General features: G+C 70.3%; 23 protein-coding genes. 9 read left to right on the top strand and 14 right to left on the bottom strand.

What is annotated here, in order from left to right; all coding sequences use genetic code 11:
- Positions 1-17: 17 nt before the first annotated feature.
- The 4 genes from Raf01_RS40410 to nadD form a co-directional block, all read right to left on the bottom strand.
- Positions 18-365 carry a hypothetical protein gene (locus tag Raf01_RS40410; protein ID WP_203923415.1) on the bottom strand — a complete coding sequence of 116 codons (348 nt, stop codon included), beginning with the start codon at positions 363-365 and terminating at the stop codon, positions 18-20.
- A 219-nt stretch (positions 366-584) separates the two neighbouring features.
- Entirely contained in the window at positions 585-1,187 is a 603-nt protein-coding gene (locus Raf01_RS40405) for a histidine phosphatase family protein (RefSeq protein ID WP_203923414.1), read from the bottom strand.
- Positions 1,184-1,591 carry a ribosome silencing factor gene (gene rsfS / locus Raf01_RS40400; RefSeq protein ID WP_203923413.1) on the bottom strand — a complete coding sequence of 136 codons (408 nt, stop codon included), beginning with the start codon at positions 1,589-1,591 and terminating at the stop codon, positions 1,184-1,186. The genes Raf01_RS40405 and rsfS overlap by 4 nt, the downstream gene beginning before the upstream one ends.
- A gap of 156 nt (positions 1,592-1,747) precedes the next feature.
- Positions 1,748-2,341 (bottom strand): nicotinate-nucleotide adenylyltransferase, encoded by a 594-nt coding sequence (nadD, locus tag Raf01_RS40395; RefSeq protein WP_203923412.1) that lies wholly within the window; start codon positions 2,339-2,341, stop codon positions 1,748-1,750.
- Between the two features lie 401 nt (positions 2,342-2,742).
- On the opposite strand from nadD, the gene Raf01_RS40390 reads away from it, so the two are divergent.
- The gene (locus Raf01_RS40390) at positions 2,743-4,236 is read left to right on the top strand and encodes an NCS2 family permease (RefSeq protein WP_203923411.1); all 1,494 of its coding nucleotides are present in this window, start codon (positions 2,743-2,745) and stop codon (positions 4,234-4,236) included.
- 52 nt (positions 4,237-4,288) lie between these two features.
- Here Raf01_RS40390 and Raf01_RS40385 read toward each other — a convergent pair whose 3' ends face one another.
- On the bottom strand, positions 4,289-5,599 hold the full coding sequence (locus tag Raf01_RS40385; protein ID WP_203923410.1) for a phenylacetate--CoA ligase family protein: 1,311 nt from the start codon (positions 5,597-5,599) through the stop codon (positions 4,289-4,291).
- Positions 5,600-5,649: 50 nt separating this feature from the next.
- Complete coding sequence (gene pepN / locus Raf01_RS40380) at positions 5,650-8,079, bottom strand: aminopeptidase N (protein WP_203923409.1); 2,430 nt, start codon at positions 8,077-8,079, stop codon at positions 5,650-5,652.
- 170 nt (positions 8,080-8,249) lie between these two features.
- Here pepN and Raf01_RS40375 point away from each other — a divergent pair, with 170 nt between their 5' ends.
- The gene (locus tag Raf01_RS40375; protein WP_203923408.1) at positions 8,250-10,487 is read left to right on the top strand and encodes a serine/threonine protein kinase; all 2,238 of its coding nucleotides are present in this window, start codon (positions 8,250-8,252) and stop codon (positions 10,485-10,487) included.
- Positions 10,488-10,508: 21 nt separating this feature from the next.
- Here Raf01_RS40375 and Raf01_RS40370 read toward each other — a convergent pair whose 3' ends face one another.
- Both Raf01_RS40370 and Raf01_RS40365 read right to left on the bottom strand, forming a co-directional pair.
- Positions 10,509-12,113: a cytochrome b5-like heme/steroid binding domain-containing protein gene (locus Raf01_RS40370; RefSeq protein WP_203923407.1), complete on the bottom strand. Its 1,605-nt coding sequence runs from the start codon at positions 12,111-12,113 to the stop codon at positions 10,509-10,511.
- A 78-nt stretch (positions 12,114-12,191) separates the two neighbouring features.
- Positions 12,192-13,334, bottom strand: a complete 1,143-nt coding sequence (locus Raf01_RS40365; protein WP_203923406.1) for a type III polyketide synthase — start codon at positions 13,332-13,334, stop codon at positions 12,192-12,194.
- A 131-nt stretch (positions 13,335-13,465) separates the two neighbouring features.
- On the opposite strand from Raf01_RS40365, the gene Raf01_RS40360 reads away from it, so the two are divergent.
- The 6 genes from Raf01_RS40360 (at position 13,466) to Raf01_RS40335 (ending at position 19,287) form a co-directional block, all read left to right on the top strand.
- Entirely contained in the window at positions 13,466-14,563 is a 1,098-nt protein-coding gene (locus Raf01_RS40360) for a sulfotransferase domain-containing protein (protein WP_203923405.1), read from the top strand.
- Between the two features lie 72 nt (positions 14,564-14,635).
- Entirely contained in the window at positions 14,636-15,295 is a 660-nt protein-coding gene (locus tag Raf01_RS40355) for a JAB domain-containing protein (protein ID WP_203923404.1), read from the top strand.
- 170 nt (positions 15,296-15,465) lie between these two features.
- Entirely contained in the window at positions 15,466-16,446 is a 981-nt protein-coding gene (trpS, locus tag Raf01_RS40350) for a tryptophan--tRNA ligase (protein WP_203923403.1), read from the top strand.
- 53 nt (positions 16,447-16,499) lie between these two features.
- Positions 16,500-17,099, top strand: coding sequence for a PadR family transcriptional regulator (locus tag Raf01_RS40345; RefSeq protein WP_203923402.1), 600 nt, complete (start codon positions 16,500-16,502; stop codon positions 17,097-17,099).
- Positions 17,096-18,739 carry a DHA2 family efflux MFS transporter permease subunit gene (locus tag Raf01_RS40340; protein ID WP_203923401.1) on the top strand — a complete coding sequence of 548 codons (1,644 nt, stop codon included), beginning with the start codon at positions 17,096-17,098 and terminating at the stop codon, positions 18,737-18,739. The genes Raf01_RS40345 and Raf01_RS40340 overlap by 4 nt, the downstream gene beginning before the upstream one ends.
- A gap of 128 nt (positions 18,740-18,867) precedes the next feature.
- Positions 18,868-19,287, top strand: a complete 420-nt coding sequence (locus tag Raf01_RS40335; RefSeq protein ID WP_203923400.1) for a DUF1622 domain-containing protein — start codon at positions 18,868-18,870, stop codon at positions 19,285-19,287.
- Here Raf01_RS40335 and Raf01_RS40330 read toward each other — a convergent pair.
- Positions 19,284-20,171, bottom strand: a complete 888-nt coding sequence (locus Raf01_RS40330; protein ID WP_203923399.1) for an SDR family oxidoreductase — start codon at positions 20,169-20,171, stop codon at positions 19,284-19,286. The two genes, Raf01_RS40335 and Raf01_RS40330, sit on opposite strands and share 4 nt — an antisense overlap.
- 145 nt (positions 20,172-20,316) lie before the next feature.
- Here Raf01_RS40330 and Raf01_RS40325 point away from each other — a divergent pair, with 145 nt between their 5' ends.
- Complete coding sequence (locus Raf01_RS40325) at positions 20,317-20,904, top strand: TetR family transcriptional regulator (RefSeq protein ID WP_203923398.1); 588 nt, start codon at positions 20,317-20,319, stop codon at positions 20,902-20,904.
- A gap of 94 nt (positions 20,905-20,998) precedes the next feature.
- Here Raf01_RS40325 and Raf01_RS40320 read toward each other — a convergent pair whose 3' ends face one another.
- The 5 genes from Raf01_RS40320 to Raf01_RS40300 all read right to left on the bottom strand — a co-directional run bounded on the left by Raf01_RS40320 (position 20,999) and on the right by Raf01_RS40300 (position 24,365).
- Positions 20,999-21,448: a GNAT family N-acetyltransferase gene (locus Raf01_RS40320; RefSeq protein ID WP_203923397.1), complete on the bottom strand. Its 450-nt coding sequence runs from the start codon at positions 21,446-21,448 to the stop codon at positions 20,999-21,001.
- A 72-nt stretch (positions 21,449-21,520) separates the two neighbouring features.
- Complete coding sequence (gene obgE, locus Raf01_RS40315; RefSeq protein WP_203923396.1) at positions 21,521-22,984, bottom strand: GTPase ObgE; 1,464 nt, start codon at positions 22,982-22,984, stop codon at positions 21,521-21,523.
- An 83-nt stretch (positions 22,985-23,067) separates the two neighbouring features.
- Entirely contained in the window at positions 23,068-23,325 is a 258-nt protein-coding gene (gene rpmA, locus Raf01_RS40310; protein ID WP_203923395.1) for a 50S ribosomal protein L27, read from the bottom strand.
- 9 nt (positions 23,326-23,334) lie between these two features.
- Positions 23,335-23,649: a 50S ribosomal protein L21 gene (gene rplU / locus Raf01_RS40305; protein ID WP_203923394.1), complete on the bottom strand. Its 315-nt coding sequence runs from the start codon at positions 23,647-23,649 to the stop codon at positions 23,335-23,337.
- A 173-nt stretch (positions 23,650-23,822) separates the two neighbouring features.
- Positions 23,823-24,365 carry a hypothetical protein gene (locus tag Raf01_RS40300; RefSeq protein ID WP_203923393.1) on the bottom strand — a complete coding sequence of 181 codons (543 nt, stop codon included), beginning with the start codon at positions 24,363-24,365 and terminating at the stop codon, positions 23,823-23,825.
- Between the last annotated feature and the right edge of the window lie 195 nt (positions 24,366-24,560).

Below are 24,560 nucleotides of genomic sequence, written 5' to 3'. Positions count from 1 at the left end.
CTACGGTCGGGTCCGCCTCAGATTCGGTGCGCCTCGGTGATCTGGAACGGGCGGCCCTGCATGCAGTAACTCATCACGCCGGTGACCACGTGGCCGGTGACCGACACCTGGGCGCCCGCATAGACGACCGTCGGATCCCCACCCAGCAGCTGGTAGACGCCGGTGGCGTCGTTCAGGATCAGGCAGCCCCGCTCTACCCCGGCCTCGACCTGCCCGGTCAGGGTCTGCTCGCCGGACGGTGCCGGCTTGCTCGGGGGCAGGATCACCCCCGTTGGTATCGGCGAGGCGGTCGGCGTCTCCACCGGGGACGGCAGCGGCATCGGCTGGTCCGAAGGCTGCTGGCTGGGCTGGGGAGAAGCGGACACGGTGCCTCCTCCGCTCGGGACAATCTGAGGAGTGCCAGCCGAACAGCCGGCAAGGACACCGGCTGCGACCAGACCGGCGGCGCACATGACGGAAAGTCGACGCGTACCCATGTCCATCGGACGCTACCCCGTCCCGGCCGGTTCCGGGCGCTCAAATCTTCCGAGGCAACTTCGGCAGGGGTGCGAGCCGGCTGCCTCACACCGACCCGTCAGCTCCCGTTAGGCGGCGTTGTAGGCGCGCAACTGCCAGCCCACCGACGGGTACGCGCGCAGGTCCACCCAGTGGCAGTTGCTCAGCGCACCGATGCCCGGCAGGACCGTGCTCGGCCAGCCGAGCAGCGCCACCGTGCCGTACTTGGCCGTGCCGCCATGGCTGACCGCCACCACGGTGCCGCCCGGCGCCAGCTCAGCCGCCTCCCGGAACGCACCCGATGCCCGTTTGCCCAGGTCATCGGCTTCCTCGACGCCACAGCCGTCGATCGTCTGGCCGGCCCGCCACCGGGCGTACTCGACCGGGTGCTTCTCGGCGGCCTCGGCATTGGTCAACCCCTGCCAGTCGCCGAAGGACCGCTCCCGCAGCCGCGGGTCGTAGCTGACCTCGAGTCCGGTCAGCGCGGCCAGGGCGGCGGCGGTGTCGGAGGCCCGGCGCAGGTCACTGCTGACGATCGCGTCCGGCCGCAGTTCGGCGAGCCGGGCGGCGACCGCCCCGGCCTGGGCGAGGCCGGTCGGGTCGAGGTCGATGTCCAGCTGCCCCTGGATGCGGTTCGCGACGTTCCAGGTGGTCTGGCCGTGTCGCCAGACGATCAACCGGGTGGCGCTCACGACGCGTCGAGCGACCCATCAAGATCAGCGGGTACCAGATCGCGATCGACGAACGGAATCGTCGGGCAGTCCTTCCACAGCCGATCGAGCGCGTAGAACTCGCGCTCCTCGCTGTGCTGGACGTGTACCACGAGATCGACGTAGTCCAGCAGCACCCAGCGGCCGGCGCGCTCGCCTTCGCGGCGCATGGGCTTTGCCTTTTCCGGTAGCTGGAGCAGTGCCTCTTCGATCGCGTCCACGATGGCCTGCACCTGGCGTTCGTTGGGCGCGGAGGCGACCAGGAACGCGTCCGTGATCACCAGTTGGTCGGCTACGTCGATGATGACGATGTCGTTGGCCTTCTTGTCGGCGGCCGCCTGGGCGGCGGCCAGCGCAAGTTCGATGGCGCGCTCGGTCGCGGGCACCTGACTCCCCTCGGTCTGCCTGTTCCGACCAGTCTGGCTCGACGCGTCTGATGCCGCGCCGCGACCCAGACCAGTCGCCAGCTACCAGCGTCTCACAACCGGCGAGGTAGCCGTCGTCCAGCCACGACCGAGTGGTGCGAACGGCGATGAGAGGTACTACAGGTACAAGTGGCGCTTTGCGATGTATTGCACCACACCGTCGGGTACCAGGTACCAGACCGGTTGCCCGGCCGCGACCCGCTCCCGGCAGTCGGTCGACGAAATGGCCATCGCCGGCACCTGGATCAGGCTGATCTCGTGATCCGGCAGGTGATCATCTGACAGGTCGAACCCGGGCCGGGTCACGCCCACGAAGTGCGCCAGCGCGAACATCTCGTCCACCTCCTTCCACGACAAGATCTTGTCGAGCGCGTCGGCGCCGGTGATGAAGAACAGGTCGGCGGCCGAACCGTACAGCTCGCGCAGGTCGCGCAGGGTGTCGATGGTGTATGTCGGGCCGCCCCGGTCGATGTCGACCCGGCTGACCGTGAACCGCGGGTTGGAGGCGGTGGCGATCACCGTCATCAGGTACCGGTCCTCGGCCGGGCTGACCTTGTCGTCGGCCTTCTGCCAGGGCTGGCCGGTCGGTACGAACACGACCTCGTCGAGATCGAACCGGACGGCCACCTCGCTCGCCGCGACCAGGTGACCGTGGTGGATCGGATCGAACGTGCCGCCCATGATCCCGATCCGTCGTGAACGTGCCTCCATCACCCCGATGGTACCCGCATGATCGACTCTCGGCCCGCTGCCCGCAGGCCCCGGTCGCCTGGCCGGCGAACAGCCGGAGCCGGTCTGTGGCGGGGCGAGCAGAAGCCGGCGAACAGCCGGAGCCGGTCCGCGGCGGACGCGAGCACGGGCCGGAAGCACCGCGCCGGTCTGTGAACCGCCCGTGAACCGACCATGAACCAGAATGTCGCCGTGGCCTGCGGTTACCGGTAAAGTTGTCCGCGGAGCCGTCCCCGATCGGGTGGCTCCGCGGCATTTCACCCACTCCCCCAACTGAATACCGCTCCGACGTTCTCCGGGCCAACCGAATCGGAGCGGCCGCCCCCTCATTGCAGCTCGCGACCATCCGCCGCGGGCCAACCCGGACAGGAGCCAGCCGCGCCATGAGCGTGACGACCGATATTCCGCCACCCCAACCCGTCGAGACTCCCGACGCACCCTCGCCCCGCAACGCGTTCGACCGATTCTTCGAGATCACCCAGCGGGGCTCGTCCGTCCGCCGCGAGATCATCGCCGGCCTGACGACATTCGCCACGATGGCCTACATCGTGGTCCTCAACCCACTGATCATCGGTACCGCACCGGACAAGGGCGGCCACTTCCTGGGCATCACCCCGGTCGCCGGGGTCACTGCCCTGGTCGCCGCGGTCATGACGATCCTGATGGGCGTGATCGGCAAGGTGCCGTTCGGGGTCGCCACTGGGCTCGGCCTCAACGCGTTCGTCGCGTTCAGTGTCGCTTCCAAGATGAGCTGGCCGGAAGCCATGGGCCTGGTCGTCATCGAGGGTCTGCTGATCGCCGTACTGGTGGTCACCGGCTTCCGCCAGGCGGTCTTCCTGGCCATCCCGGCCGAACTCAAGGCCGCCATCGCCGCCGGCATCGGCCTGTTCATCGCGCTGATCGGGTTCGTCGACGGCGGATTCGTCCGCCGGATCCCGGACGCCGCCAACACCACGGTTCCGGTGCAGCTCGGCTCGGACGGCACGCTGCACGGCTGGACCAGCCTGGTGTTCATCATCGGGCTGCTGCTGACCGGCGTCCTGGTGGCTCGCCGGATCCGCGGCGGCATGCTGCTGGGCATCATCGGCACGACGGTGATCGCGGCCATCGTCAACGCGGCCACCCACCCCGGCCCGTCGGTCGTGAACGGCAAGCCGAACCCGACCGGTTGGCAGCTGAGCGTGCCGACCCTGCCGCATCCGCTGTTCCAGGCACCCGACCTGCACCTGGTGGGTCACGTGTCGTTCGGCGCCTTCGCGAGTGTCGGCGTCGTGACCGCGATCCTGCTGGTGTTCACGCTCGTGCTGTCGGACTTCTTCGACGTGATGGGCACCACGGTCGGCCTGGCCAGGCAGGCCGGGCTGGCCACCCCGAAGGGCGACATCCCCCGGCTGGGTCGGGTGCTGTTCGTCGACGGCATCGCCGCGGCGGCCGGCGGCGGGGCGAGCGCGTCCTCGGCGACCACGTACGTGGAGTCGTCCTCGGGCATCGCCGATGGCGGCCGGACCGGACTCACCAGCGTGGTCACCGGGGTGCTGTTCCTGGCCGCGATGCTGCTGACGCCGCTGGTGCAGCTGGTACCGAGCGAGGCCGCCGGCCCGGCGCTGGTCGTCGTCGGCGCGCTGATGATCCGTCAGGTCCGCGATATCGACTTCACCGACATCGGTGTGGCGGTCCCGGCGTTCCTGACCATGGTGCTCATGCCGTTCACGTACTCGATCACCGACGGCATCGGCGCCGGGTTCGTCAGCTGGGTGGCCATCCGGGTCGCCCAGGGCAAGGGACGCCAGATCCACCCGCTGATGTGGGGCGTGTCGATCGTGTTCGTGATCTACTTCGCCATCAACGTGGTGAAGTCCCTCACCGGCGTGAGCTGACCCGGCATCACTTGGCTGGCCCATCCGCGGGTGGGCCAGCCAAGAGCCGGGGCTACTCCACCCCGGGCAGCGGCGCGGGACCCGCGTCCCAGCGGATGACCCGGCGGGCCTTGCCGACCTCGGTACGCGGCAACGTGCCCGGCTCCACGACCCGGACCTCGCAGCCGAGCCCCAACCGGCGGGCCAGCGCCCCGTGCAGCCGGGCACCGACCTCGAGCCCGTCCACCCCGGGCGCCGAGGGTTCGCAGCAGACCACCAGGCGGGGCAGCGTCGCGCGGGCGTCGACCACGATCGCGTACTGCGGCCCGACCCCGGCGTCGGCGAGCACCACCGCCTCCACCTCGCTGGGGTACACGTTGACCCCGCGGATCACCAGCATGTCGTCGCTGCGGCCGACCACCTTGCTCATCTTCACCGTGGTGCGGCCGTCCGGCGACGGCTTGCGCGACAGCCGCGCCAGGTCGCCGGTGCGGTAGCGCAGCAGCGGGAACGCCTCCTTGGTGAACGTGGTGAACGTCAGCTCGCCCAACTCCCCCTCGGGTACCGGCAGGCCGGTCGCCGGGTCGAGCGCCTCGACGAAGAAGTGATCCTCCTGTACGTGCAGCCAACCGCCCGAGTCCAGGCTCTCGCAGGCCACCCCGGGCCCGATCACCTCGGACAGCCCGTAGATGTCCAGCGCCCGGATGCCCAGCAGCAGCTCGATCTGCTCGCGCATGGCCTCGGTCCACGGCTCCGCCCCGTGGACGCCGACCCGGATGCCCAGGGTGGTCGGGTCGATGTCCTCGGCGCGGGCCGCCTCGGCGAGGTAGATCGCGTACGACGGGGTGCAGGTCAACACGTCCGGGCGCAGATCCTGGATCAGCCGCAGCTGCCGGGCGGTGTTGCCGCTGGACATCGGGATCACCGTGGCACCCAGCGCACGGGCTCCGTGGTCGACGCCGAGACCGCCGGTGAACAGGCCGTACCCGTAGGCGTTGTGCACGATCGAGGCGCGGGTGGCGCCAGCGCCGGCCAGCCCGCGCGCCATCACGTGCGCCCACAGGTCCAGGTCGTGTGCCGTGTAAGGGACGAGGGTGGGCCGCCCGCTGGTACCCGACGAGCCGTGCACGGTCACGCAGTCCTCCAGCGGTACCGCGAGCATCCCGAACGGGTACGCGTCCCACAGGTCCGGCTTGCTCACCGTCGGCAGCCCGGGCAGGTCGTCGAGGGTCAGCTCGCCGCCGCGCTCGACACCCGCCTCGCGCAGCAGTCCCGCCTGCCGCCCACCGTCGGCCAGCAGCCGGTCGACCAGCGCACGCAGCCGCCGGGTCTGTAGCGCGCCGCGCTCGTCCACCGACATCGTCTCGGCCGGATCGAAAATCACGATGCACCTCCTCCAGTCACGATCCGCGCTGCCCGGCCCTGGCGCACGGGTTACCGCCCCCGGGACGCGAGCGAGCGGGCCAGTTCGTCGGTGGCGTCGACGACCGCCCGCCGCAACATCGGGGTCAGGTCGTCGCGGGTGAGCAGACGTCGCATCGTGTCCAGTGTCTCTGGTGCCACCGCGTAGCGGGGGTACGCCAAATCGGCGAGCCTGCTGACCACCTGGGGGTGACGCCGGGTCGCCATTTCGGGCATCTGCCCGGCGTACCGGCCGATGTAGGTCTGCGTCAGCGCCTCCTGGCCGGGTTGCCAGAAGCCGTCCGCGCTGGCGAAGAGCAGCCGCTGGGACAGCGTTTCGTCCGCCACGACCGTCTGCCAGGCGGCCGCCTTCGCGTCCGGGTCGGGGCGGGCCGCCCGGCAGCGGGCCGCCTGTTCGGCACCGGTGCCGCTGTGATCCCGCTCGTACTCCGCGTCGATGTCCGCGGCGTCCAGCTCGCCGAGTGCGGCCAGCCGGTACGCGATCTGCCAGCGCAGTTCGGGATCGACCGGTACCCCGAAATCGGTTCGCTCCACGGCGAGCCAGCCGCGCAGCGTGGCGACCACGGCGGAGTCCCCCGGCGGGGCGAAGCGGGCCGCACCCTGGGCGAACGCCAACCGGCGCTCGGGATCGCGGGTCAGCATCGACCGGCAGACCTCGTAGATGCCCGCCAGCGCGTCGACCCGCCCGGACGCCGGCAGGTACTGGGTGGCCGCGTGCCACGCATTGTCGAGCACGTGCTCCACCACCGTCACCCGCGTCTCGGCGGGCAGTCCGGCGGCAACCAGCCGCAGGTAGAACCCGGCGGGCAGGACCGCGTCGCGCACCGCACCCCAGACCGCCTGCCACAACAACGCCCGGGTCAGCGAGTCGGTGATCCTGGGCAGCAGGTCGATCACCGCCGGCCAGTCGGTGAGCCGGATCTTGGCGTAGCTCAGGTCGCCGTCGTTGAGCAGGACCAGGTCCGCGGGCGCCAGCTCGATGGCGGTACCGGGACCGTCGATGTCCACCTCGATCCGGTCCAGCCGCGCCCCCGACCGGTCGTAGCGGCCGACGCCGATGCGGTGCGGCCGGCTGGGCGTGCCGTCCTGGACGATCACGCCGCCGTCCAGGCTCAGCGTGTTGACCCCGGACGTGGTCAGCCACAGCCGCGCCCAGGCGCTCAGGTCGCGACCGCTGGCCCGGCCCAGCGCGGCGAGCAGGTCGGCCAGCGTGGCATTGCCGTGCCGGTGCCGCGCGAAGTAGTCGCGCAGGCCGGCCAGGAACGCCTCGTCGCCCAGCCAGGCGACCAGTTGGCGCAGCACCGAGGCGCCCTTGGCGTAGCAGATCCCGTCGAACAGCAGCAGCGTCGACGCGGTGTCCGGCACCTCGCCGACCACCGGGTGGGTGGACGGTCGCTGATCGGCGGCGTACCCCCACGCCTTGCGCCCGGTGGCGAAGCTGGTCCAGGCGTCGGTGTACGGGGTCGCCTCGGCGATCACCCGGCTGCCCATGTACTCGGCGAACGACTCGTTCAGCCACACGTCGTCCCACCAGCGCAGGGTGACCAGGTCGCCGAACCACATGTGCGCCATCTCGTGCGCGATCACGGCGGCCCGCCGCTCGTGCTGCGCCTCGGTGGCCGCCGACCGGAAGACGTACTCGTCGCGGAACGTCACGATGCCCGGGTTCTCCATCGCGCCCATGGTGAACTCGGGCGCGAAGACCTGGTCGTACTTGCCGAACGGGTACCGCACGGCGAACATCTCGTGGTACCGGTCCAGGCAGGCCCGGGTGATCTCGAAGATCTCCGGCGCGTCCCGGTCCAGGTGTTCGGCGAGGCTGCGCCGCGCGTACAGGCTCATCGGTACGCCGTCGTGCTCGGAGTGCACGCCGTGGTAGGGGCCCGCGGCCAGCCCGACGAAGTAGGTGGCCAGCGGGGCGGTCTCGGTGAACTCCCACCGGCCCGGCGCGGTCTGCCGCCCGGCGCCGTTGGCCACCACCGTCCACTGTGGATCGGCGGTGACCGTGAGGGTCAGCGGTGCCTTGAGATCGGGCTGGTCGAAGCAGGCGAACACGGCCGGCGCGTTGTCGACGAACATCCCGGCGTACAGGTACGCCTGGCCGTCGGCCGGGTCGACGAACCGGTGCAGCCCGGTACCGGACCGCGTGTAGGCCATGGTCGCCTCGATCACCAGGACGTTCTCGGCCGAGGGCTCGCGCAGCGCCAGCCGGTCGCCGTCGAACCCGGCCACATCCAGCGGCACGCCGTTCAGCGTCGCGGCGTGCAGGGTCCGCGGTGTGACGTCGACGAAGGTGACTTCGGGCGACTGCGCCCGGAACCGGATCGTCGTGGTCGAGCCGAACACCTCGTCGCCGCGGGTCAGATCCAGCTCCACATGGTACGAATCGACACGCAGAAGGGCCGCTCGACGGGTCGCCTCGGCGCTGGTCAGGCTCGGCATGCCGACCATACTGCCATCGGTGTTCACCCCCGATGTCCCGGCACCGCACACCGTGCGGGCCGGTCAACCTGCCCGACAAGGCAGGAAAGTCGACACGTTGTCGTGATCTCCCCAGTTGCGTTGGTCGATACGCTGCCGGGGACCGTCCGAAGACTCCCGTGAGAGTAACCATGAAGCCGCTTGGCGCCGCCGATCCCACGGCCATCGCGTCCTACCGGCTTCTCGGCGTGCTGGGCAGCGGTGGGATGGGCCGGGTCTACCTGGCGCAGTCCGCGACCGGCCGGCGGCTTGCCATCAAGGTGATCCGCGCCGACCTGGCCGACAACCCGGTGTTCCGGCGCCGGTTCGCCCATGAGGTCGCCGCCGTCCGGGCGGTCAACCCGCTGTTCACCGCGCCGGTGGTCGACGCCGACCCGGAGGCCGAGGCGCCGTGGCTGGCCACCACGTACATCGACGGTCCGAGCCTGGAGCAGTGGGTGGGCGAGCACGGCCCGCTTTCCCCCGAGGCGGTGCTCACCCTGGCCGCCGGGCTCGCCGAGGCGCTGGCCTCGATCCACCGCGCCGACCTGGTGCACCGCGACCTCAAGCCGGGCAACGTGCTGCTGGATGACGCCGGCCCACACATCATCGACTTCGGCATCGCGCAGAGCCCGGACTCCACCCGGATGACCACGAGCCTGGTGGGTACCCCGTCGTACATGGCGCCCGAACGACTGCGCGGCGCCGAGGCCGCCCCGCCCGCCGACGTGTTCTCGTTGGGTGCCACGCTCGCGTTCGCCGCCACCGGTCGCCGCCTGGCCGACGGCGAGAACATGTACGAGCAGGTACTCCAGATGACCGCCGGCCGCTTCGACCTGTCGACCGTGCCGGCCGAGGTACGGCGGGTGGTCGCCTGGTGCGTCAACCGCAAGGCACGGGACCGGCCCAGCGCGGCCGAGCTGACCCGGGTGCTGTCCACGATGCCGGAGCTGGGCGCGCCCCGGCCCGGCTGGTACCGCTCCACCGGCCCACCCCGTCCGGCCGCGCCGGCGCCGACCACGGTCCGGCTACCCCGCCGCCGGGTGATCGCGCTGGGCGGGGCGCTCGGCGCGGTGGTCCTGGGCGGCGGGACGGCGGCGCTGTTCGCCGCGCTGTCCGGCCGGGCGCCGCACGCCTCCGCCGGTTCCGGGGACGGCACGCGGGCGCCCGGTTCGGTGCTGTGGCAGCTGCGATCCGGCGCCACGCCGCCGTCGGCCCCGCCGGAGGAGGGCAGTTGGGCGGTGACCGCGCGGATCGCCGTCGACCCGACCCGGTGGGCCGTCACATCGTCGTCCTCGAGCGTGGTGGCGGTGGGCCCGGGCAATGACCGGCGGTGGACGGCGGGCATTGCCGGCGGGCCGTTCGACGTGCGGCTATGGGGCGACGGGGTACTGGTCAACGACGCGCAGCGGGTGTGGCTGCTAGACAGCGGTACCGGACGGCCCCGGTTCTCCGCCCTCGACCTCGCCGGCGCGGAGGCGACCGTACGCGGGGTGGACCCGGACCGGGTGCGCATCCGGCAGGTGGCGCTGCTGCCCGACCGCGCGTTCCTGGACCTGAGCGGCACCACGGTCGCGATCGACCGCACCGGCCGGCAACTGTGGCGCGCCGCGGCTCACTCGTCGGGTACCGAGCAGCCGTCGTTCGCTGCCCTGGCCACCACCGGTACCCGGCTGGTCGCGGCCGACCGGTCCGGCTCGACGGTACGGGTCAGCGCGTACGACACCGGTACCGGCGCGACGCCCCGGTGGTCCCTCCCGTACGACCTGCCGGCGATGCCCACCCAACAGCAGCCGCCACCGGGCTACGGGCCCCCGCCGTCCGGCTTCCCGCCCCCGCCACCCGACGGTTCGTTCAACGGCCCGCCGCCGAGCGGCGATCACGGGTTCCCGCCGCCGGATGCCGCCTGGGATCGCAGCGAACTGCGGCTCGGCAAGGAGCTGCTGGCGCTGCGCAACGCGCAGTCGATCCAGGTGCTTCGGGTCGCGGACGGCACGCTGGTCTGGAAGGACGCGGGGTCCACGCCGGTGTCCGGCATCGAGATCGCCGGCGACCTGCTGGTGGTGGCCGGGGACACGCTGACCGCACGCGTTCTCGCGTCGGGTGCGCCGGCCTGGCAGAAGAATCTGCGCAACGCGCGGCTGGCCACCTCAGCGGACGGGCGCTCGACGGTCGCGGTGGACGATCAGGGCATCTCGCTGCTGGACGCGTCGGGTACCGAGCAGTGGCATGCCAAACTGCCGCAGACGGTGGCCGACGGCGTACCGGATCAGCTCACCGTCCAGGGGCAGGTCGGGTACCTCACGTTCCAGCCGCGAGGACCGCGCACCACGCCCCTGGACGTCGACGTGCTCGCCGTGTGGCTGGGCGGCTCCGGGGCAACGGACTGACCCCGCTCGATCCTTCCCCGATCAGACTCCGACTCCTCGCCAGCCGTCGGCCGCGTAGCTCAGGAGCACGCCGACCTGTTGCTTGACCGACGACGGGGGCGGCGGGAGTGCGCCCGGCGGAGGTGGGGGCGGGAGCAGGCTCGGGAGGAAATCGGGCGGCGGGGGCGGTGCTGGCCTCGCGGGGCACAGCAGGTAGTGCTTCATCACGGCCGGGAACCGCCCGAAAATCAGGTTTCGGGGGCGTTCCCAGGTGATGCCGACCCGTTCGCACGCCTGCCTGACCGTTTCCTCACTGGCGAGGTTGGCGAACCCGGAGCCCTGCCACGGCAGCACGTGATGGACGCGGTGCGGGCTGAGGCCGGCGCTGAGGAACAGATCGATCCAGCGGTTGCCGACCACGCTCAGGTCGTAGCTCAGGCCGATCTGCTGGGCCGCCCAGTCCTCACGCAGTGGCTCGGGGATCGCGGCGAGCTCCTGCTCGGTGACCGACTCCTCGAAGTCGTGGCTCGCGACGACGAGGAAGGTGTTGAACCACAAGGTGATGAAGAACTGCACCGCCCAGGCCAGGATGTGCCCCGTGCCCAGACACGCGGCGAACTCGACCACGATCCACGCGCGGATGATCCAGAAATCCGTCCGGATCGCGTCCGGAGCCGAGTTCCTGCCATCGGGCGTGTTGCGCCGGGGACGCTCAAATCTGGCGATCTCCCTTGCTCGGAAGGCCAGGCCCGTCAGGCAGATGCCGAACTTGTGCAGTGTGTAGCCCGGCACCCGCAGGATCGGGTGCAGCCGGAGCATGCTGTCGAAGAACGTCTTCTTCACGTCGGCGCCGGAGCCGAGATAGGGATGGTGCAGCAGGACGTGCCCGTCGGATCCGATGAGGCTCGTGCCGACGTAGTTGATGTCGAACAGCGCCTTGCCGATCGGCATGGTGAAGCGGCGCTGGTCTTTCCACTTGCGGTGCAGGTGGTAGTGCCCCGAACCGGCAAGCGACGTCCGCGTCACGACCATGATGACGACGAACGCCCAAGCGGGTAGCAGGTGCGCGATCAGCAGTGCCAGCGCGGCGACGTGCGCGACGCCGATGGCCCAGGTCACCGCGTCGAACGCGCGATCGTATTTCTTCAGGTCCTTCTTGGAGAACCTGACGTTGAGCTTCTCGCGGATCTCGGCGAGCAGGCTGCCCTGCTCGCGGTAGTCCAGTTTCGGCAGGTCCGTGCGCGCGTCGAAGTCCGGGGCCAGCAGGAACGGCGGGATGCCGAGCTTGGGCAGCACGTCGTGCTCGCTGGTCGGCGGGGGTTCGTCGGGCGGCGGTGGTACGCCCTCGCTGGCGCGCGGCGGGACGATGACCTTCGGCCGTACCGTGATCCCGGATAGTTCTTCGATCTCGTACTTCGCGAGGAACCTCTTCGCCTTCTCCGGCTCCCGGTGGTAGGTGTGCAGGAGGGCGCTGATGTCGCGGCCTTCGGTCTGCCTGAACCACATCGCACCACCGGGATGCAGGCTCATCCAGTCGGTGAAGTCGTACGCCTTGCCGTCCACGATCCAGAATGGCCGGCCTTGCGGGAGGACGGTGCCGGTATGGGGTGAACTCCGCGATGAACTCGGACTGGTGGTCTCAGACATCGATCCTCCTCTTGGTACTACCGCCCACCCTCGTGCGTTGTGTCATCCGGTCCGCGTTGCCGCGAGTCGCGTCGGCAGCTAGGTGCTCCCGAATTCGAGGAGCGCGGTTTCGATCTGAGCGCCCGGGCCCATCGTCACCATGACGCCCCGGTCGCCGGCCGCCGCGCAGTCCTCGGCCAGCAGCCGCTGCAGGCTGACCAGGAAGCTGCCGCTGGAGATGTTCCCGTAGTCGCGTAATACGGAGCGCGTGTGGCGAACATCGTGCTCCTCCAGGCCCAGACTGCTTTTGGCGGAGTCGATCACCACACCCCCGCCGGAGTGCAACACCCAGTGCCTGACCTCGGACAGATCGAGGCCGTTTCGCTTGAGCAGCGTTTCCACCGGCTCCCGGATGTTGAATCCGATGACGTACGGGATGTCCCGGTCGAGATAGAAGCTCCACTTCCCGGCGGCGGCATTCCAGTCGAACCGCATGGCGTCCCACTGTTCCGGGATGCAGTAGCTCTCGAAGTCGAGCACGCGCGGGGTTCGCGGGGAGGGCGCGGGTCCGGTGCCGTTGCCGTGGTACCCGGTGAGCACGGCCGCTGCCGCCCCGTCGCCGAAGAGGCTGTTGACGATGCCGGTGCGCGGCGTCTCGTCGAGTACGTAGATCGCGGAGTTGATTTCGCAGCAGACCAGAAGCGCCACCCCGCCCGGATGATTCCTCACCCACTGCACGAGAGGGTTCATGCCGTTCAGGCCGGCGTTGCAGCCCATGCCGACGACATCTGCCCGAACGAGATCGCGCTTGAAACCGAGTTCCCGCGAGAACAGCGAACTGAGCCCGGGCACCAGGAAGCCGCTGGAGGTGACGCACAGCAGGTAGTCGACATCCGTCGGCGACAGCGAGGCGGAGTCCAGGGCAGCGCGGATGGCCCGTGACCCGATCTCGCGCGCCCCGTCACGGAACTTGGCGTGCAGCTCGGCCGCGGATTCGGAGCGCACCCGCCCGGTCTGCGGGTCTTCCTCCGGGAGGTAGAGGTGCCTGCGCTGGATGTGGGGCGAACTGAGGAGCTTCTTGACGACCCTGTTCTCCAGGCCGAGGAGAGTCCCGATCTCCTCCTGCGAATAGGAACGGTCCGGAAACGCGCTCGCCACGGAAGCGATCACCGCTGTGCCGCCCCCCGCAACAGCCGGGGAGCCAATACCGCCAAGCGCCGATGCAGGGTCATGACGAATCATTCAGAGGTCTTCCCCGTTCGATGAACCAACCTCAGGAACGTCGATCCAGCCACAGGCTACGACGCGGCCGCCAGTACCGCTGCCCTCCTTTCGGGCGGCGATGGCGGCCGATCCCCTGCTAGCCTCGCGGCGTGGCGTCCGCCCCGATCCACTGGGAACCGCCCGGCGAGGACAGCGGCAGATGGCTCGGCTTCCGCTTCCGGCCCGGCGACATCGTGATCAGCACCCAGCGCAAGTCCGGAACGACCTGGATGCAGATGATCTGCGCACTGCTGATCTTCCAGACCCCGGAGCTGCCGGATCCGCTGTGGCACCTCTCGCCGTGGCTGGAGAGTCCGGCCGTGCCGCGGGAGCTGGTCTTCGCCCAGCTTGCCGAGCAGCGGCACCGACGCTTCATCAAGACACACACGCCGCTGGACGGGATTCCTTCCGATCCGCGGGTCACCTACATCGTGGCGGCCCGTCATCCGCTCGACGCGTTCGTGTCGCTGTACCACCAGGACGGCGCGGCCGGCTCCCCACCGCCGCCCGGCCCGCCTCCCGGTCCTCCGCCCGGGCTGTCCGGGCCGCCGGGCTTCACCGCACCGGCCGGGTCGCCGTGGTCGCCCGCGCCGCCTGGGTCGGGCGGATCATCCGGGCCGCCGGCGCCGCCCTGGCCCCCTGGTCCTCCTGGCCCACCACCTCCCGGGCCACCACCCGTCGGGCCACCACCCGTCGGGCCACCACCCGTCGGGCCACCGCCTGCCGAGCCGGCGCCTCTCGGGCCGCCGCCTCCGGCGCAGCCGCCGGACGTGTCGCGCGAGGAACTGCACGAGGTACTGCTCGAATGGATCGCGGGCGAGTCGCTGTCCGGTGTCATGCGGTACCTCTCCGACGCCTGGGCGAGGCGCGACCAGCCGAACGTGCTGCTGGTGCACTACGACGACCTGCTCACCGACCTTGAGGGCCAGATGCGCCGGCTCGCTGGGAGGCTCGGGATAGCCGTTCCGGAGCGGTCCTGGCCGGTACTCGCCGAGGCGGCCACGTTCCGGCGGATGAGGGACCGCAAAGACATACTCGTCCCGCCCCCTCCGGGGGTCGTGGCCGATCCTGGCTTCTTCTTCCGCCGGGGCACCTCGGGAGCCGGGCGCGAGATTCTCAGCGACGACGAACTGGCCGGCTACTACGCGCGTGCCGCCCAGCTCGCTCCGCCCGACCTGCTCGAGTGGCTGCATCGCCGGGTCGCCTGACGCCGAGCCGGCCGGCACGGGTGGCCAGCCGACCGCTCGGTCGCTGTCGTACCCCGCCGATAACCTCCGCACATGCTCATCGCCGACCTCCCCCGCACGCAACGCCCCCGCGAGCGTCTCTCGGCGCTCGGACCCACCGCGCTCGCCGATCGGGAACTGCTGGCCATGGTGCTGGGCACCGGCGGCAGCCGCGGCACCGGCGCACACACTCTCGCCGAGCGGATGCTGGCGACCTACGGTTCGATTCCGGCCCTGGCCCGGGCACACCCGGCCGACCTGACGGCGCTGCCCGGCATCGGCGCGGCGAAGGCGGCCGCCGTCGTCGCCGCGTTCGAGCTGGCCCGCCGGGCCGGTTCGACAGACAAACGGCTCCACATCGGCAGCACGCTCGACCTGGTGGACCTCGTCGCGCCGATGCTGCGCGGGCGCACCCGTGAGCGCCTCGTCGTGGTCAGCTGCGACACCGCCAACCACGTGCTGCACTGCGAGGTGGTCAGCGAGGGCTCGGCGGAGCGTTCGCTGGTCCCGGTCCGTGAGGTGATCGTCTCGGTGCTGCGCCGCGACGGTCAGGCGTTCGCTCTCGCTCACAATCATCCGGCGGGCGACGCCACGCCCAGCGACGCCGACCGCGATGCGACCACCCGGATCGAGGAGGCCGCCGACGCGGTCGGGCTGCGTTTCCTCGACCATGTCGTGCTGACTGACGACGGCTGGTCTCGGGTGTCCGGCTGACGCCGAGCTTGCGTTAGTCTGGACGCATGCGAATGTCGCCGAACCTCGGCTGGTGGGCGCCCTGACGGGCGGCCCCCCTTTCGCGTACCCGATCCACACGCGGCCGCCCACTCCGGGCGGCCGTCGTCGTATGCCCGGAGCGGCGGCCACCCTGACCACAGGAGCCCCACATGTCCCGCCAGATCTCCGGTTTCAAGCCGACCGGCCGCCTGCAGCTCGGTAACTACCTGGGAGCGATCGCTCCCGCCGTGCAGGCCCAGTACCGCACCGACATGTCGATCTTCATCGCTGACCTGCACGCGATGACGGTCGACCACGACCCGGCACAGCTCGCCTCCAAAACCCGGGAGGTGGCGACGCTCCTGCTGGCGGCCGGGGTCGACCCGAAGCACTGCACGTTCTTCATCCAGTCGCAGGTACCGGAGCACGCCGAGCTGCACTACCTGCTGGAGTGCGCGACCAGCTACGGCGAGGCACACCGGATGATCCAGTTCAAGGAGAAGGCGGCCACCCAGCAGCAGGTACGGCTGTCCCTGCTCACGTACCCGGTGATGATGGCCGCGGACATCCTGCTGCACGACATCGACGAGGTACCGGTCGGCGAGGACCAGGCCCAGCACCTCGAACTGGCCCGGGACGTGGCTATCCGGTTCAACAGCAGGTACGGGCAGACGTTCGTGGTGCCCAAACCTGTACTCCCGGCATTCGCCGCACGGTTGATGGATTTGTCAGACCCGAGCGCGAAGATGGGAAAGACGAATGTGTCTTCGACCGGCGTGCTGTTCCTGCTCGATCCCCCGGAGGTGTTGCGACGAAAGATCATGCGTGCGACCACCGACGCCGGGCGCGAAGTGCGCTACGACCCGGTGGCGCAGCCGGGTGTCGCCAACCTGCTGAACCTCATGGCCAGCTGCGTGAACGACTCGCCGCAGGTGCTCGCGGGCCTGTTCTCGTCGTACGCGGAGCTCAAGGAGGCGGTCGCCGACGTGGTGATCGCGACGCTGCGCCCGATCCAGCAGCGCTACGCCGAACTCGCCGCGGATCCGGCGGGGGTCGCCGCGGTGCTGGCCGAGGGTGCGCAGCGCGCCCGGAATCGGGGGTCGGACACGGTACGCCGCGCCAGGGCGGCACTCGGCCTGCTGCCGGTCTGACCGAAATTGACACACGTTGCGGCCCGAGCCGTATACTCCACGCGGAGTATCTGATGCGGACTAACCCACACCGAGCATTGACGCCGCTGGGCCTCGCCGTCCTGCGGCTGCTGCGCGAGCGCCCCATGCATCCGTACGAGGTGCACCAGGTCATCCGCGACCGCGCGATCGACTACGCGGTCAAGGTGCGTCCTGGGTCGCTCTACCACACGTTCGAGCGGCTGCATCAGCTCACGCTCATCGAGCCGGTGGAGACCGGCCGGGAGGGTCGCCGGCCCGAACGGACGGTCTACGCGATCACCGAGGTGGGCCACGACGCCTACCTGGACAACCTGCGCAACCTCGTGCGCTACCCGGAGGAGGAATATCCGGTCTTCGTCACGGCCGTGGAGATGCTGCGCACTCTGGACCGTGAGGAGGCCGTCCGGCTGCTGGAGTACCGGATGACCGCGCTGGAGGCACGCCTGGCCGCCGACGAACAGGTGCACACGAGCCTGACCAAACGAGGGCTGCCCCGCACATCCCTGCTCGACCATGAGTTCCGCCACGCCACCCGTCGGGCGGAACTCGAGTGGGTACGAGAGCTGATCAGCGAGATCCGGTCCGGCACGCTGCCGTGGACCGACGACGAGATCAAGGAGTCTCCGTCATGACCGCACCGGCCCAGCAAGAGCGCCGGTACAACCCCTGGCTGGTGCTGATCGCGCTCTGCCTCGGCTTCTTCATGATCCTGCTGGACACCACGATCGTGAACGTGGCGATCCCGGCGCTGGCGACCGGGCTGGACGCCCAACTGTCCGACCTGCTGTGGATCCTGAACGCTTACATCCTCGTGTACGCCGTACTGCTGATCACCGCCGGGCGCATCGGCGACCTGTACGGCCCCAAGGTTCTGTTCATGACCGGCCTGGTCATCTTCACCGCGGCGTCGGCGGCGTGCGGGTTCGCGCACGACCCGACCCAGCTCATCGTGTTCCGGGTGATCCAGGGCTTCGGCGGCGCGCTGCTCACGCCGCAGACCCTGTCCGTGATCACGATGATCTTCCCGCCGGAGAAGCGCGGGGCCGCGTTCGGCATCTGGGGCTCGGTGGCCGGCGTGGCCACCGTCGCGGGCCCGGTGCTCGGCGGCTGGCTGGTGACCGACTACGGCTGGCGCTGGATCTTCTTCGTCAACGTGCCGGTCGGCATCATCGCGCTGGTGATGGCCGCGATCGTGATGCCGAACCTGAAGCTCAACCGCCGGCACAAGCTGGACGTCCCGGGTGTCGCGCTGTCCACCGCCGCGCTGTTCCTGATCGTGTTCGGGCTGATCGAGGGCCAGTCGCACGACTGGGGCAAGGTCTGGGGACCGATCACGATCGTGGAGATCATCGCGGTCGGCGTGGTGATGCTCGCCGTGTTCATGTACCTGCAGTGGATCGAGCGCAACGGCGAACCGCTGATCCCGTTCTCGATCTTCCGGGACCGCAACTTCTCCATCATGAACGGCGTGGTCGCCGCGATCAGCTTCGGCATGCTCGGGCTGTTCCTGCCGCTGACCATCTTCCTGCAGTCCGTCCTCGGGCTCAGCGCGCTGCAGGCCGGCCTGACCACCGCCCCCATGTCGGTCATCTCGATGTTCATCGCGCCGCTGGCCGGACGATTCGCCGACCGGGTCGGCGGCAAGTGGCTCCTGTTCTTCGGCGTCGGTCTGTTCGCCGGCGGCATGGGCGTCCTGGTGGCCTCCTCGCACCTGGGCATGTCCCGCTGGGAACTGCTGCCCGGCCTGATCGTGGCTGGCTTCGGCCTGGGCATGACGTTCGCGCCGCTGCAGACCATCGCGATGCGCAACATCGAACCGCGGATGGCCGGCGCCGCGTCCGGACTCATCAACACCACCCGCCAGCTGGGCGGTGTCGTCGGTTCGGCGGCCGTCGGCGCGCTGCTGCAGGCGCAGTTGTCCAGCAAGCTGGGAACGGCCGCCGCGAACAACGCCGGCAAGCTGCCTCCGCAGTTCCGTGGCGGTTTCATCAGCGGGTTCAAGAACGCCTCGGGCAACCTCGACGTCGGCGCCGGCCAGAACGCGATCAAAGTGCCCGACGGCACCCCGGCCGACGTCGCGAAGGTCCTCAAGGCGATCGGGAAGACGGTGTTCGACACCGGGTTCACCAACGCGATGCGGGTGACGCTGTGGCTGCCGATCGGCGTGATGGCGCTGGCCGCGCTGTCGGTGGTGCTGGTCAAGCGCAGGCGCGCGGACACCCCGGACGACAACGCCGAGCAGGTGGCCGACGCGGTTCCCGCCTCGCACTGACGATTTCTCCGCTGCGACTAGCGCAGAGGGCGTATCCGGCCTCCGGATACGCCCTCTGCTCATCCCTCGTCGGTCTGGTTGGGTAGCGTCGGTAGGCGCGGTACGGCGCACCGGACCGGGTGGGAGCGATGCTGGACTTGACGGACCTGGCCGAACGGGTGGCGCAGGGATTCGATGTCGTCGGTTCCCTCGTGCTCATCGTGGGGCTGGTGTGGTCCGTCGTGATCGCGATTCGCATGTGGCGCTCCGAAGGCGGCCGGCGGGGGTACCGCGCGCTGCGAGAAGCCTTCGGCAGCGTGCTGCTGCTGGCATTGGAGTTCCTGGTCGCCGCCGACCTGGTCCGTACCGTCGCGGTTTCGCCCACCCTGCGCAACGTGCTCGTGCTCGGCCTGATCGTCGTGATCAGGACGTTCCTCAGCTTCTCACTCGCCACCGAGATCGAGGGTGTGGCGCCGTGGCGACGCGCCATGACCAGCGGGGCCGGCGCGGTCGCGCGGGCGGCACGGGACAACCGTGGCGGGTCGCACGGGGCTTCCGAATCCTCTTAGTACGCGCCCGCGTCGATGTCCTCGATGAGGGTCGGTCCGGTGGGCGTCCAGCCGAGCAGTTCGCGCGTCACGGTGCTGGTCGCCGCGCCTTCCATGGCGAAGAAGGCGCCGAGCCAGCCGAAGTGGTCCTGCACGTCGTCGGCGGCCACAGACCTGACGGGCAGATCACACGCCCGGCCGATCGCCTCAGCGATCACGCGGGTCGGGACGCCTTCTTCGGCGATGACGTGCAGGCGGGAGCCCGCTGGTGCCTTCTGGAGAGCGAGAGTGATCAGGCGACCGGCGTCGGAGCGGTGCACGGCGGCCCAGCGGTTGGTCCCCTCACCGGGGTAGCCGGAGACACCCTTCTCGCGGGCGATCGCGGCGAGCATCCCGATGAACCCGTGGTCGCCGGTCCCGTGCACGGTCGGCGCGAAGCGCAGGCTCACGCTGTGCACGCCGCGATCGACGAACTCCAGCGCGAGGTTTTCGGTGCCACCACGCGGAGAGTCCGGGCCGTGGAACGGGGACGGATCGACCTCGGTGGCCGGCCTGCCCTGGCTGAGCCCGGCGATACCCGACGCGAGCAGCAACGGACGGCCACTGCCGGCGAGCACGTCGCCGATGGTTTGGACCGCGCCCCGCTCGGCCGTGTCCGTTGCGGCCCGGTTGGAGAAGTCGTGCTTGTTCGCGAGGTGGATGACGGCCTCGGCGTCGCGGGCGCCGGCGCGGATGCTGTCGAGGTCGTCCAGGTCGCCGCGGAGGACCTGGGCGCCCTTGGCCGAGAGTGCTGCGGCAGACGCGTCGGACCTGGCCAACCCGGTGACCTCGTGGCCCGCGGCAAGCAGCTCGTCGACTGCGGCGGAGCCGATCCATCCGGAGGCTCCGGTGACGAAAACGCGCATGGCGTGATCTCCTTCCGGCACTCCGCGACGGAGCGGAGCGCGAGATGATGTCTGTGACTGACGTCAGTCACAGACATACCTTACGCCCTTAGGTCAGTCGCTGCCATCGCCCACTTCAGTCGCTGTCGTCACTAGACTCGACGGCATGGTGCGTTGGGAACCGGGTGCCCCGGAGCGGCTGCAGAAGGCCGCCCTCGAACTGTTCGCCACCCGCGGGTTCGAGCAGACGACCGCCACGGAGATCGCACAGTCGGTCGGCCTGACCGAGCGCACCTTCTTCCGCCACTTCAGCGACAAGCGCGAGGTCCTGTTCTACGGGCAGCAGTTGCTCGTCGAGGCGTTCCTCGCCGGCGTGGCGGGCGCGCCACCGGACGCGTCCCCGATCGAGATCGTCGCCGCCGGGCTCGAGTCCGCGGCGACCTTCTTCCCCGACGAGAACCGGACCCACTCCCGCACCCGCCAAGCCGTCATCGACGAGAACCCGGCGCTGCAGGAACGCGAGCTGCACAAGCTCGCCACGATCGGCACGACGATCGCCGATGCCCTGCGCGCGCGAGGCGTCGATGAACTCGCCGCCACGCTGGCGGCGCAGTCGGGCATGACGGTGTTCGGGATCGCGTTCACCCGCTGGATCCGCGAAGGCGAAACGCGGTCCCTGGCCGGCATCGCAGCCGACGTGCTCGGCGAACTGGTGACCCTGACCGGCAAGGCGACGCGCATTGGCGATGCCTGACCGGCGAGGCGCGGCGCATTGGCGACCCTGGCCGGTGAGGCGACGTTCGCCTGACAGTGGCCGGTGAAGCAGCGCCGAAGACCGCGCGGCCGAATCAGGCCGGCAACGGCAGCAGCGGCTTCTCGAAGCAGACGCTTTCCGGGTTGCCGGCGTACTCGCCGTAGGCCGGGATGGCGCGGAACCCGGCGGCACGGTACAGGCTGATCGCCCGGGTCAGCAGCCGGCCTGTCTCCAGTCGCAGACTGTGGTGGCCCAGTTCACACGCGCGCTCCTCCAGCGCCGCCAAGATCAGCTTGGACAATCCCTGGCCCCGGTACGCCGGCCGGACGTACATCCACCGCACCTCACCGACACCGGGGGCGATCCGCTGTAACGCTCCGCAACCGACCGGCCTGACGTCGACGAACCCGACCATGAACTCGATGCCCGTGCGCAGCCGGTACGCCGCGTGGCTCTCACCCTTCAGCGGGGCGACCTCGGCATGCTGCTCAAGCGCCAAACGGCGGACAAGCGGGTCGGCGGAGTCGCGCGGTTCGATCAACACAGAGCGATGGTACCGGCAGTCCGTTTCGCCCTGGTTGCCGATCGGGGGCGAAAGCCTGGACAGTGCGCGTCGTCAGATACCGTCCGTGTCGACCGCGCCGGCGCGATCGGGCTCGTCGATCTCGTCGACCGGACGCTGCCGGCGCGCCTTACGGGCGGCCAGCCGCTGGGCCGCCGTTGGCCGGGTGGACGGCTCGTCCAGCCGGTAGTCGGTGCCCCGGGTACCCGGGACGTAGTCCTGCCCCGCGTAGTGCGTCGGCTGCCAGTCGAACTCGCGGTCGCCGATGCGTACCAGGCAGCCCGGCTCGGCGCCGGACTTGGCCAGGGCATCCTCGACCCCCAGCCGGGCAAGGCGATCGGCCAGGTACCCGACCGCCTCGTCGTTGTCGAAGTTCGTCTGGCGTACCCAGCGCGCCGGCTTCGGCCCGTGCACCACGTACACGTCGTCCTCGTCGCGCTCGATCGTGAACCCGTTGTCGTCCACGGCCATGGGCCGGATCACGATCCTGGTCGGCTCCGGCGCCGGCATCGTGTCCCGGCGCTCACGCACGATCTCGGCCAGCGCGTACCGCAGCTCAGCCAACCCCTCGTGGGTCACCGCGCTGACCTCGAAGGTCCGCAGCCCGCGCGCGGCCAGATCGGGCCGCACGATCTCGGCGAGGTCGCGCCCGTCCGGTACGTCGATCTTGTTGAGCACCACCAGTCGCGGCCGGTCGGCCAGGCCGCCGTACGCCGACAGCTCGGCCTCGATCGCGTCGATGTCACCGACCGGATCGCGGCCGGTCTCCAGGGCGGCGGTGTCCACCACGTGCACGAGCACGGCACAGCGCTCGATGTGGCGCAGGAACTCCAGCCCCAGCCCCTTGCCACTGGCCGCGCCCGGGATCAGGCCCGGTACGTCGGCGATCGTGAACGTCTCGTCGCCGACCTGCACGACGCCCAGGTTGGGTACCAGCGTGGTGAACGGGTAGTCGGCGATCTTCGGGCGGGCGGCCGACAGCACCGAGATCAGTGAAGACTTGCCGGCACTCGGGAAGCCAACCAGCCCGACGTCCGCGACGCTCTTGAGTTCGAGCACGATGTCCGACCGGTCACCGGGCTCCCCCAGTTCGGCGAAGCCGGGAGCCTTGCGCCGGGTGTTGGCCAGCGCCGCGTTGCCCCGCCCGCCCCGGCCGCCATGCGCGGCGGCGAAGCTGGTACCCGCACCGACCAGGTCGGCCAGGACGTTGCCGTGGACGTCCTGCACCACGGTCCCGTCGGGTACCCGCAACACCAGGTCGCCGCCGTTGCCGCCGTGCCGGTTACCGCCCTGGCCGCCCTTGCCGTTCTGTGCCTTGGCGTGCGGCCGGAAGTGGAAGTCGAGCAGGGTGTGTACCGCCGGGTCGACGACGAGCGTCACGTCCCCGCCGTGGCCGCCGTTGCCGCCGTCCGGGCCGCCGAGCGGCTTGAACTTCTCCCGCAGGATCGACACGCAGCCGTGCCCGCCGTCGCCGGCCTGCACGTGCAGGACGACCCGATCGACGAATGACGTCGCCACGTTGCCTACCTACTTCCGTTCAATGGGGACAAACGCCGAGGGCGGGCCGGGACCATGTCCCAGCCCGCCCTCGGGCGGTGCTCTCAGCCAGCGACTGGAACGATGTTGACGACCTTCCGGCCGCGCTTGATGCCGAACTGCACGTTGCCGTGGGCCAGCGCGAACAGCGTGTCATCCTTGCCGCGCCCGACGAGCTCGCCGGGGTGGAACTTGGTGCCGCGCTGACGGACCAGGATCTCACCGGCGTTGACGAGCTGGCCGCCGAACCGCTTGACACCCAACCGCTGAGCGTTGGAGTCCCGGCCGTTGCGCGAGCTGGACGCGCCCTTTTTGTGAGCCATCGTTGACGCCTACTTCCCGGTCGAGATGCCGGTCACCTTGACCTGGGTCAGCGGCTGGCGGTGACCCTGGCGCTTGTGGTATCCGGTCTTGTTCTTGAACTTGTGGATCCGGATCTTCGGACCCTTGGTCTGCGCGACGACCTCGCCGGTCACCGCGACGTCGGCGAGCTTCGCCGGGTCGGTCACCAGGTCGCTGCCGTCGACGAGCAGTACCGCCGAAAGCGACACCCCGTCGCCAGGGGCGCCCGCGAGCTTCTCGACCTCGATCACGTCGCCCTCGGCGACCTTGTACTGCTTGCCGCCGGTCTTGACGATCGCGTACATGAGACGCGGACTCCTGTCGTAGCTGCGGGCGGATAGATCATGTTGGCGCGGTAGCCGGTCCTAGTCGGTCCGGTGAACACGCGACATCATTGCGCACGAAGGTGCGCCGCAGGCAAGAGTACGTCATGGTGCCCGCGCTTCCCAAACCGGGTCGCGACCCGCTTCGGCTGCCCTCAAACACAAACCGCCATGAGGGGGTTCGCCGTCGAGGTGATCCGGCTGAGCACCGGGGCCACGTCGATGGCCGTCTTCACCCCGCCGAGCAGGCCGGGATCGGCTGCGGCCCGATCCAGGTTGCCCGCCGTGGTCTCGGCCGCCGCCCGTACCGCCGGATTCAGGGCCGGCGTCGCGACGGCGCGCACCTTGCCGGCCAGGCTGGTCAGCTCGCGCAGAGCCGACCTCCTGGCGTCATCCGCCGCGCTGCGGTTGCCGCCGGCCAGGTGCCCGGTCATCGAGCCCAGGTCGGCGCCGAACGTGGTGGCACCCTGGGCGACCGCCAAGTTGATCGCGTCGCACACCTGGCGGGTGTTCGCCGTGGTCGCATCGGCCGACGACGCGGCCGGCGCGGGCGTCACCGTCGGCGCGGCAGCCGGCGCGCCGGGTCCCGCTGGACCGCCCGCGCGCTGGTCACCGGTGCCGCACCCGGTGATCAAGGTAAGCGCGGCGCCGGCGACGGCGAGCGCCGCGCCACCCACCGGGCGAGCGGAACGTCGCATTCGCACCCGGTCACCCCCAGCACCTGATCAACTCCGGCACCAGGTCACTCCCTGCCTGGCGCACGACTGGTCTGGGTCGTAGCGCGGCGGCAGACGCGCCGAGCCAGACCGGTCGGAAGTGGGCCGGCGGCCGGCACAACCGGACGGGCCCTGCCGCGCCAGTCTACGGAGCGGGATCGGCGTGGGGGCGAAAAC

It is taken from the genome of Rugosimonospora africana (assembly GCF_016862975.1).
Classification (GTDB): domain Bacteria; phylum Actinomycetota; class Actinomycetes; order Mycobacteriales; family Micromonosporaceae; genus Rugosimonospora; species Rugosimonospora africana.
Note: the sequence above shows the minus strand (reverse complement) of the source record. Positions and strands in the feature narration are given on the sequence as shown.

What these genes read in the sequence shown, in the direction of transcription:
- trpS (WP_203923403.1), top strand. Translation starts at nt 15,466, where the DNA reads ATGTCCCGCCAGATCTCCGGTTTCAAGCCGACCGGCCGCCTGCAGCTC.
- Raf01_RS40365 (WP_203923406.1), bottom strand. Translation starts at nt 13,334, where the DNA reads ATGATTCGTCATGACCCTGCATCGGCGCTTGGCGGTATTGGCTCCCCG.
- Raf01_RS40300 (WP_203923393.1), bottom strand. Translation starts at nt 24,365, where the DNA reads ATGCGACGTTCCGCTCGCCCGGTGGGTGGCGCGGCGCTCGCCGTCGCC.
- Raf01_RS40375 (WP_203923408.1), top strand. Translation starts at nt 8,250, where the DNA reads ATGAAGCCGCTTGGCGCCGCCGATCCCACGGCCATCGCGTCCTACCGG.
- Raf01_RS40335 (WP_203923400.1), top strand. Translation starts at nt 18,868, where the DNA reads ATGCTGGACTTGACGGACCTGGCCGAACGGGTGGCGCAGGGATTCGAT.
- nadD (WP_203923412.1), bottom strand. Translation starts at nt 2,341, where the DNA reads ATGGAGGCACGTTCACGACGGATCGGGATCATGGGCGGCACGTTCGAT.
- Raf01_RS40390 (WP_203923411.1), top strand. Translation starts at nt 2,743, where the DNA reads ATGAGCGTGACGACCGATATTCCGCCACCCCAACCCGTCGAGACTCCC.
- Raf01_RS40330 (WP_203923399.1), bottom strand. Translation starts at nt 20,171, where the DNA reads ATGCGCGTTTTCGTCACCGGAGCCTCCGGATGGATCGGCTCCGCCGCA.
- Raf01_RS40370 (WP_203923407.1), bottom strand. Translation starts at nt 12,113, where the DNA reads ATGTCTGAGACCACCAGTCCGAGTTCATCGCGGAGTTCACCCCATACC.
- rplU (WP_203923394.1), bottom strand. Translation starts at nt 23,649, where the DNA reads ATGTACGCGATCGTCAAGACCGGCGGCAAGCAGTACAAGGTCGCCGAG.
- Raf01_RS40345 (WP_203923402.1), top strand. Translation starts at nt 16,500, where the DNA reads ATGCGGACTAACCCACACCGAGCATTGACGCCGCTGGGCCTCGCCGTC.
- Raf01_RS40325 (WP_203923398.1), top strand. Translation starts at nt 20,317, where the DNA reads ATGGTGCGTTGGGAACCGGGTGCCCCGGAGCGGCTGCAGAAGGCCGCC.
- Raf01_RS40355 (WP_203923404.1), top strand. Translation starts at nt 14,636, where the DNA reads ATGCTCATCGCCGACCTCCCCCGCACGCAACGCCCCCGCGAGCGTCTC.
- pepN (WP_203923409.1), bottom strand. Translation starts at nt 8,079, where the DNA reads ATGCCGAGCCTGACCAGCGCCGAGGCGACCCGTCGAGCGGCCCTTCTG.
- Raf01_RS40340 (WP_203923401.1), top strand. Translation starts at nt 17,096, where the DNA reads ATGACCGCACCGGCCCAGCAAGAGCGCCGGTACAACCCCTGGCTGGTG.
- rpmA (WP_203923395.1), bottom strand. Translation starts at nt 23,325, where the DNA reads ATGGCTCACAAAAAGGGCGCGTCCAGCTCGCGCAACGGCCGGGACTCC.